General features: G+C 72.9%; 6 protein-coding genes. 3 read left to right on the top strand and 3 right to left on the bottom strand.

All coding sequences use genetic code 11. The features are described from left to right. Window positions 1-441 precede the first annotated feature (441 nt). Window positions 442-990 carry a MarR family winged helix-turn-helix transcriptional regulator gene (locus ACGF8A_RS31715; RefSeq protein WP_393113710.1) on the bottom strand — a complete coding sequence of 183 codons (549 nt, stop codon included), beginning with the start codon at window positions 988-990 and terminating at the stop codon, window positions 442-444. Window positions 991-1,129: 139 nt separating this feature from the next. Between ACGF8A_RS31715 and ACGF8A_RS31710 the strand changes: the two genes are divergently transcribed. Beyond that, a complete protein-coding gene (locus ACGF8A_RS31710) occupies window positions 1,130-2,407 on the top strand; it encodes an MFS transporter (RefSeq protein ID WP_393113713.1) in 1,278 nt (425 codons plus the stop codon). Window positions 2,408-2,426: 19 nt separating this feature from the next. On the opposite strand, the gene ACGF8A_RS31705 is transcribed toward ACGF8A_RS31710, so the two are convergent. After that, entirely contained in the window at window positions 2,427-4,073 is a 1,647-nt protein-coding gene (locus ACGF8A_RS31705) for a SpoIIE family protein phosphatase (RefSeq protein ID WP_393113709.1), read from the bottom strand. Between the two features lie 247 nt (window positions 4,074-4,320). Continuing rightward, window positions 4,321-5,688, bottom strand: coding sequence for an NAD(P)/FAD-dependent oxidoreductase (locus ACGF8A_RS31700; protein WP_393113708.1), 1,368 nt, complete (start codon window positions 5,686-5,688; stop codon window positions 4,321-4,323). 401 nt (window positions 5,689-6,089) lie between these two features. Between ACGF8A_RS31700 and ACGF8A_RS31695 the strand changes: the two genes are divergently transcribed. After that, the gene (locus ACGF8A_RS31695; protein ID WP_393113706.1) at window positions 6,090-6,836 is read left to right on the top strand and encodes a TetR family transcriptional regulator; all 747 of its coding nucleotides are present in this window, start codon (window positions 6,090-6,092) and stop codon (window positions 6,834-6,836) included. Window positions 6,837-7,062: 226 nt separating this feature from the next. Continuing rightward, window positions 7,063-8,994: a sigma-70 family RNA polymerase sigma factor gene (locus tag ACGF8A_RS31690; protein ID WP_393113705.1), complete on the top strand. Its 1,932-nt coding sequence runs from the start codon at window positions 7,063-7,065 to the stop codon at window positions 8,992-8,994. Window positions 8,995-8,996: the final 2 nt, after the last annotated feature.

The following is an 8,996-nucleotide window of genomic DNA, read 5'->3' as shown; positions in this document are numbered from 1 at the left end:
TTTGGCACGCTGTTGAGTTCTCAAGGAACGGACGCTTCCTTTGTACTCACCCGAGATTCTCTCTCGCGGCTTTCCTCCGGGCGCTTCCCTTCGGTCTTGCGTTTCCGACTCTATCAGATCTTTTCTCGACCTGATCCCCAGTCAGCGGGATTTGCCTTCCCGGCCGTTGGGCCGTTCCGACATCTCAAACCTTAGCGGATCCTCTCGGGGATTCCCAATCGAGCCGATCGGGGTCGCCGAGTCCCATTCGGAATTGAATTCGGGCACGCCGAAATCGACCCCGTCGGGAGATCGTGCTGGTGGTTTGTTTGCCGCTTTCACGGCGGGAGTTGCTGCCGGAGAACCGTTACGGCTCCGCGGCAACCCGAAGAACTCTACGGATCGGACGGGGGACTGTCAAGCACCGCTCGTCCATGCCCTCGTAACGGGCGGGGACCCTGCTCAGTCGAGGTCGCTGAGGCGGCCGCCGGCGTCCGGCTGGGCGTGCTCCACCCTGCGCAGGAGCCTGGTCAGCACCTCGCCGAGGGCTGTTCGCTCGTCCGGGGACAGGTCCTGGAGGAGGTCCTCCTCGAAGACCGTCGCGAGGCGCATCGCCTCCAGCCACTTCTCGCGGCCCTCCGCCGTCAGCTCCACGATCACCCGTACGCGGTTGTTCTCGTCCCGCTCCCGGGTCACCAGGCCCTCGGCGACCATGCGGTCGATCCGGTGGGTCATCGCGGCCGGCGTGAGGCCGAGGCGCTTGGCGAGTTCGCTGGGGCCCATGCGGTAGGGGGCGCCGGAGAGGACGAGCGCCTTGAGGACCTCCCACTCGGCGTTGCTGATGCCGAGCCCGGAGGTCTGGCGGCCGTAGGCGACGTTCATGCGGCGGTTCAGCCGCGACAGCGCCGAGACGATCTTCTCGACCTGCGGATCGAGGTCCTGGAACTCCCGCTGGTAGGCAGCGATCTGTTCTTCGAGTGTCGGCTCAGTGGCGCCGGGGGTGTCGCCCATGGTTCGCAGTATGGCACGGGGTCGTTGGCATTGAAGTCCTTCTGTATGTACTCTTTAGCTTCGAAGTTTAGTTTCGAAGTCTTCAGGTCTAACCTCTGAAGGCTTCACGATCCTGAGAGAGGTGAACGTGACCAGGGCGATGGGCGCAGCGATGCGCCGGATCCACGTGGGTAACGCACTCAGTGCCTTCGGGCTCGGTTTCACCGTCCCCTACCTGTACGTCTACGTGGCGCAGGTGCGGGGGCTGGGGGCCGTGACGGCGGGGCTCGTCCTCGCCGTCTTCGCCGTGGCCGCGCTGATCGTGCTGCCGTTCGCCGGGCGTGCCATCGTCCGGCGCGGCCCGCTGCCGGTTCTGCTCGCCGCCCTGGTCACCGCCGCCGCGGGGGCGCTGAGCCTGGGGCTCGCGAGCAACGCGACCGCCGTGCTGCTGTCGTCGGCCGCGCTGGGTGCCGGGCAGGCCGTGATGCAGCCGGCGCTGGCGACCATGATCGTGGACTGCTCGTCGGCCGACACGCGGTCGCGCGCGTTCGCCACGCAGTTCTTCCTGCAGAACCTCGGGCTCGGCGTCGGCGGGCTCATCGGAGGGCACCTCGTCGACGCGACGCGGGTGTCGTCGTTCACCCTGTTGTTCGCCATCGAGGCGGCGATGTTCCTGTTGCTGGTCGTCGTGATGGTGACCGTGCGGATGCCGCGCTCGCCGCGGATCGAGGACACGCCGGCCGCGGCCGCGTCCACCAAGGGGAGCTGGAAGCAGCTGCTGGGGAACCGGGCGATGGTGCAGCTGTGCGTGCTCGGGTTCGTACTGTTCTTCGCCTGCTACGGGCAGTTCGAGTCGGGCCTCGCCGCGTACGGGGTCGAGGCCGCCGGGATCTCCACGTCCGCCCTCGGGACCGCGCTGGCTGCGAACACCGCGATGATCGTCGTGGCGCAGTTCCTGGTGCTCAGGTTCGTCGAGCGGGGCCGGCGGTCGCGAGTGATCGCCGCCGTGGGGCTGATCTGGGCGGTGGCCTGGGTCGCGGCGGGGTACGCCGGTCTGGGGCACGGCAGTCAGGAGATGGCGACGGCCGCGTTCATCTCGACGTACGCGCTGTTCGGGCTCGGTGAGGCGATGCTGTCGCCGACCGTGGCCCCGCTCGTCGCCGATCTCGCGCCGGGTGGGCTGGCCGGGCAGTACAACTCCGCGTTCGCCCTGGTGAAGCAGCTGGCGCTGGCCGTCGGGCCGGCGGTGGGCGGTCCCATGGGTGCCGCGCTGTACGCGCCGTACATCGTGACGTTCCTGCTGTTCTCTCTGGGGATCACCGTCCTCGCCGTGCGGCTGGGGCGGCAGCTGACCGAGGCGCAGGATCAGCCGTGGCGGGCGCGCAGCCGTGTCGTGACGCGGGGCGGGGCCGCGGAGCCGGTGCCGGCGGAGGCGTAGGCCCTCGGCGGTCGCGCCGTCAGGACGGCCTGTCGGGCAGCGCGAACTCGCACCACACCGCCTTCCCGCCGCCGGGTGTTCTGCGGCAGCCCCAGGCCGAGGCGATCGTCGCCACGATCGCGATGCCACGGCCGGACTCGTCGCCCGGTTCCGCCCGGCGGCGGCGGGGGAGGTGGTCGTCGCCGTCGGTGACCTCGACGATCAGGCGGCGATCGGTGCGGCGCAGGCGCAGGCGCATCGGCGGGGTGCCGTGCTGGAGGGAGTTGGCGACCAGTTCGCTGGCGGCCAGGACGCCCAGGTCGTGCAGTTCGGCCGGGAAGCGCCAGCTGGTGAGGACGCCGGAGGCGAAGGCACGCGCGCGGGGGGCCGCTTCGACCCCGCCGAGGAGTTCCAGGGCGGCGTTGCGGAAGAGGTCGCTGTCGGCGCCGGTGCGGGCCGGGTGCTGGAGGACCAGGACGGCCACGTCGTCGTCGTGGTCGGCGGTGACGCCGGCCGAGCGGAGCAGGCGGTCGCAGATCACCTGGGGGGTGCCCGTGGCACCGGCGAGGGCGTGCTGGAGGGCCTCGATGCCCTCGTCCAGGTCGGCGTCCCGGCGTTCGACCAGGCCGTCGGTGTAGAGGACGGCGGTGGAGCCGGGGGCGAGCGGGACCGAGCCGGAGGCGTGCATCCAGCCGCCGGTGCCGAGGGGCGGGCCGTTGGGTTCGTCGGCGCGCAGGACCGTGCCGTTCTCGTCGCGGACGAGGATGGGCAGGTGGCCGGCGGAGGCGTACAGCAGCCGGCCCTCGTTCGGGTCGTGGACGGCGTACACGCAGGTCGCGATCTGGTTGGCGTCGATCTCCGTGGCGAGGCCGTCGAGGAGCTGGAGGACCTCGTGCGGGGGCAGGTCGAGGCGGGCGTAGGCGCGGACGGCCGTGCGGAGCTGGCCCATGACCGCCGCGGCGCGGACGCCTCTGCCCATGACGTCGCCGATCACCAGGGCGGTGCGGCCGCCGCCGAGGGTGATCACGTCGTACCAGTCGCCGCCGACCGCGGCCTCCGTGCCGCCCGGCTGGTAGGCGACGGCGATGCGCAGATCGTCCGGCTGTTCGAGTTCCTGGGGCAGTAGCGATCTCTGGAGGGTCACGGCCGTCTCGCGCTGGCGGCGTTCGCTGGCTCTGACGCGTTCGGCCGCCTCGGCGTGGTCGGTGACGTCGGTGGCGAAGACCAGGACACCGGCGCGGTCGCCGTCGGCGACAGGTGTGCAGGTGAAGGTGTAGGAACGGCCGTCGGGGGACTTTCGGGACTTGACCGTGCGGGGCTTGCCGCTGCGCAGGACCTGGTCGAGGAGGGGCAGCAGGCCCAGCTGGCGGAGTTCCGGCAGGGCCTCGCCGGCCGGTTCGCCCGCGGGGCGGGCGCCGAAGGCCGTGGTGTAGGCCCCGTTGACGTAGGCGAGGCGGTGGTCGGGGCCGTGCACGAGGGCGACGAGCGCGGGGACGCGCTCGAGGACCTCGCGGACCGGCAGCTGGTCGACGGCGGGGGCCGGCGGGGGGTCGTCGGTCAGTTGTTCGGCGCGGGCCGCGGGGACGGAGCCGTCCCCGCGTCGCTCCGGGGTGACCGCCTGGTCGGTCCGCGCTGCGGCGCGGCGCTGCGTTCCGGGGAGCCGGGCGCTCCAGCGCGTGAAGTTCACGAATCCTTGCCTCGTGTAGTCGTCGTCGACCGGCTCCGGACCCGGCCCGGTCCCCCGGGGGTGACGCGGTGGTGGCCGTGCCGTGTTACGGCCCCTGGGAAGTGCAGCACTGGGGAAAAGCCTCGTGGGATCGGTGGTCGGGGTGGTGGGCGGCGGCCCGCCTCGACGGGGGACCAGTCTGGCAGGGTGGCCGACCGGCCCGGCATCCGTCAGACGCGGGGGTGGCCGTAGGAGTTCCTCGGGAGGGTCAGGTCGACCCCTTCGGGTCGTAAGGATGCTTTCCACCGGCCGCGAGTTCGAACTCCGCTCGGGGGTGTTCGAGTGAACCGAGGGAGACGATCTCCCGTTTGAAGAGGCCGGCGAGGACCCATTCGGCGAGTACGCGCGCCTTGCGGTTGAAGGTCGGCACCCTGCTCAGGTGGTAGGCCCGGTGCATGAACCACGCGGGGTAGCCCTTCAGTTTGCGCCCGTGGACGTGGGCGACGCCTTTGTGCAGTCCGAGGGAGGCGACCGAGCCGGCGTACTGGTGGGCGTACGTCTGGAGCGGCTCGCCGCGCAGGGAGTGGGCGACGTTGTCGCCGAGAACCTTCGCCTGGCGGAGCGCGTGCTGGGCGTTGGGGGCGCACTCCGTGCCGGGCGCGCCTGCCGTGACGTCGGGGACGGCTGCGGCGTCACCCGCGGCCCACGCGTGCGCGTGCCCCTCGACCGCCAGCTCCGGGGTGCACTTCAGACGGCCTCGCCCGTTGCGCGGCAGGTCGGTCGCGGCGAGCAGCGGGTGGGGTTTGACGCCGGCGGTCCAGACGACCGTACGGGTGGGGAACCGCTGTCCGTCGCTGAGCACCGCGACCCGGTCGGCGCAGGACTCCAGGCGGGTCTCCAGCAGGACCTGGACGTTGCGGCGGCGCAGTTCCGTGACGGTGTAGCGGCCGAGCTCCTCGCCGACCTCGGGAAGGATGCCGCCGGAGGCCTCGACGAGGATCCACTTCAGGTCCTCGGGGCCGATGTTGTGGTAGTAGCGCGTGGCGTACCGGGCCATGTCCTCCAGCTCGCCGAGCGCCTCCACACCGGCGTAGCCGCCGCCGACGAAGACGAAGGTGAGGGCCGCGTCGCGGATGGCGGGGTCGCGGGTGGAGGAGGCGATGTCCATCTGCTCGATGACGTGGTTGCGCAGCCCGATGGCCTCCTCGACGGTCTTGAAGCCGATGCCGTGGTCGGCCAGACCGGGGACGGGCAGGGCGCGCGAGACCGAGCCGGGGGCGAGGACCAGTTCGTCGTACGGCAGCGGTTCGAGGCCTGTGCCCTCCTCCTCGGTGGCGAGGGTGGCGAGGGTGGCGAGGCGTTTCGCGTGCTGGATGGAGCGGACCTCGCCGACGATCAGCCGGCAGCCGGGCAGGACGCGGCGCAGCGGTACGACGACGTGGCGCGGGGAGATGGAACCGGCTGCCGCCTCGGGAAGGAACGGCTGATAGGTCATGTAGGGGTCGGGTGTGACGACCGTGATCTCGGCCTCGCCCCGTCCGAGTTCCCGCTTCAGCTTCCGCTGCAGGCGCAGGGCCGTGTACATCCCGACGTAGCCGCCGCCGACAACGAGAATGCGCGCACGTTCCTTCACCATCCCATGACGCACCCGGCACCGGCGTTTGTCCACAGCCTCGACAATTTGTGTGACCGGACTGGGAGCGCGCCCATGGTTGGCCGAAACCACCGGGTGGGCGGGAACCGTGCAGGTCAGCGGGTGCGAGCCGGGTGGAGCAAGGGGGCGCAATCGGGACGTATACGACCCGTACTCCGATCGGGGGGCGCTCCGTGCGGAACCTGCCCCTTCTGAATTGACTCTCTCTCAACTATGTTCGTGTGTCGACGGGGTGTAGGGGGATGCGCTCGTCGGTTCTCGGGTTCGCGACGGGCGGCCCGGTGGCCCGGCGGGCCGGCTCGCGGTAGGGGCTGTCCTCCGCGCTCCGGCTACCGATGCGGGGAGCGTCTCCGGGGGGAGACGTCATTACCGGGGGATTTCGTATGCAGATTCAGGACTCTCGTTGGTCATCCGCGACTGCCATCGCACCTGGTGGCGCGGTCGGCGCGGCGGCGGGCAACGGACGCGGGGACGGCCCGCGGACCGCGCCGCTGCGGGTGGACGCACAGCGCAACCTCGAACACGTACTGCGGGCCGCGCGCGAGGTCTTCGGCGAGCTGGGGTACGGCGCGCCGATGGAGGACGTGGCACGCCGCGCGCGTGTGGGCGTCGGCACGGTGTACCGGCGCTTCCCGAGCAAGGACGTCCTGGTGCGGCGGATAGCGGAGGAGGAGACCTCCCGGCTCACCGACCAGGCCCGGGCGGCGCTCGGCCAGGAGGACGAGCCCTGGTCGGCCCTGTCGCGCTTCCTGCGCACCTCGGTGGCGTCCGGTGCCGGGCGGCTGCTGCCGCCGCAGGTGCTGCGGGTCGGCGTCGCCGACGAGGGCGAGCCCGACGAGGCGCGCGTGCCGCAGCAGCGGACGCAGCCGGCCGGCGGTGAGCTGCGGCTGGTGCCGGAGCCGCCGGCGGCCACGGACGACGCCGGTGCGGCGGAACTGCTCGACGTGGTGGGCCGGCTCGTGGAGCGGGCCCGCGCGGCGGGCGAGCTGCGGCCCGACGTGTCGGTCGCGGACGTCCTGCTGGTGATCGCGACGGCGGCACCCGCGCTGCCGGACCCGGCGCAGCAGGCGGCGGCCTCGGCGCGGCTGCTGGACATCCTCCTGGAGGGCCTGCGGTCGCGGCCGGTGTGACGGTGGGACGTGGGCGGCGCCGCCCACGTCTCCGCCCGTTGCTGCTCAACCCATCCCCCGCGGTGGCCTGTTGTCGTCCGTCCCGAACGGCTGAGCACTAGCACTGGCTGACGACAGGCCGCCACGGACGGGTGGATGGTCCGTACGACCGCCTCCTGAACAGGAGCCACTATGGCAACCTGCCCCTGTCCGGGACTGGTGAGGCAGGCGGCGGGGGCTTTCCGCGATGAGCGTTGACGGGCGCGACGAGTCACTCGGCGACGAGGGCGGCGAGGCCGGCGGCCCTCCCGCCCCTCACGTTCCGGCGCAGCGCGACCGGCGGGAGGACGGCGTCCTGCCGCCCCCGGCCGAACTGCCGCCGTCCGACGCCGAGCTGATCGGCCGGATGCGCGCGGGCGACGACAGCGCCTACGAGGAGCTGTACCGCCGCCACGCGGAGGCCGTACGCCGGTACGCGCGCACGTGCTGCCGCGATCCGCACACCGCCGACGACCTCACCGCCGAGGTCTTCGCCCGCGTGCTCCAGGCGGTACGCGGCGGCCACGGCCCGGAGCACGCGGTACGCGCCTATCTGCTGACCGCCGTCCGGCGCGTGGCCGCGAACTGGACCAGCTCCGCCAGGCGTGAGCAACTGGTGGACGACTTCGCGGTGTTCGCCGCGCAGGCCGGCCGCGCCGGCGAGATGTCCGGCACCGACACCCTGGATTTGGGCGCGGACGTGCGCGCCATGCACGCGGCTGAGCAGTCGCTGGCGATGCGGGCCTTCCGCTCGCTGCCGGAGCGCTGGCAGGCCGTGCTGTGGCACACCGAGGTCGAGGACGAGTCGCCGAGCGAGGTCGCCACGCTCTTCGGGCTCGACGCCAACGGCACACGGGTCCTAGCCAGCCGCGCCCGGGAGGGCCTCAAGCAGGCCTACCTCCAGGCCCACGTCAGCGCCGCGCTCACCGGCGACGAGGAGTGCGCCCGCTACGCCGGCCAGCTCGGCACCTATGCGCGCGGCAGGCTGCGTACCCGCGCGGAGCGGGGACTGCGGGCGCATCTGGAGGGCTGTGCGAGGTGCCGGCTGGCCGCGCATCAGATCGAGGACCTCGCGAGCAGCATCCCCGCGGTGGTGCCGGTCGCGGTCATCGGCTGGTTCGGCGCCGCCGGATACGCCAAGGTCGCCGGGATCGTCGCGGGCGGAGCCGGTGCGGCGGGCGCGGCGGGCGCGGCAGGCGCCGCGACTGCGGCAGGCGGGGCGGCGGGCGGCACGTCCGGCTCAGCCGGCGGGGCGAGCGGCGGAACCGGGGCAGCGGCGGGCGGCACGTCCGGCTCAGCCGGCGGCGGAGGCGGTGCGGCGGCCTCGGAGGGCCTCGGGGCGCCCGTGAAGGCCGGGATCGCTGCGGGCCTCGTGGCGACGGCGATCGCGGTCGTCGCCATCGCCCTGGCCGGCGGCGACCAGCCGGCCGACAGCAAACCGGCGGCCCAGCCCCCCGCGTCGGCCCCTGCCGCCCAGCCGGAGCCGCCCACCCCCACCACCTCGGAGCCGGCCCCTGAACCGCCGCCCCCCGCACCCGCCGCACCCCCTGTCGTCCAGGCGTCCGGCCCGGCTCCCCCGCCGCCCCCCTCGCCCACGCGGACCCCCACACCCGCACCCACCGCCGAGCCGGCACCGACGCCGACCCCCCTCCCCACGCCGGTCCCGACTCCGCCTCCGGCGCCGGACCCCACCCCTGACCCGCCGTCCGCCTCCTACCTGCTCGACGAGCTCTCCTACGACGTCACGGGCGACGGCACCGAGCCCGAGGTGCGGCTGGGAGGCAGCAGCTGGGTCTGGCAGCGCCACGGCCTGTCGATCGGCGGCACGCGGTACGCGCGCGGGGTGACCGTCCACGCCCGGTCGTCCGTGACCGTCGACCTCAACCGGGCCTGCACGTCGTACGAGGCCCTGGTGGGTGTCGACGACTCAACGCTGGGCCTGGGCAAGGTCCACTTCTCCGTCCACGCCGACGGCACCCGGCTCTGGAGGTCCGGCCTGATCAGGGGCGGGGACGCGGCGACACCGGTGCGGGTGAACCTCGCCGGGCGCAGCACGGTGCGCCTGGTCGTGGAACCGCAGGGCCACTTCGGCGACCTGGCCGTGGCGGACTGGGCGCAGTCCTCGTTCACCTGCCGGTGACG

Origin of the sequence: Streptomyces sp. NPDC047706 (assembly GCF_043204795.1) — a bacterium.
Taxonomy (GTDB): domain Bacteria; phylum Actinomycetota; class Actinomycetes; order Streptomycetales; family Streptomycetaceae; genus Streptomyces.
This window is presented reverse-complemented; position numbering and strand designations above follow the sequence as displayed.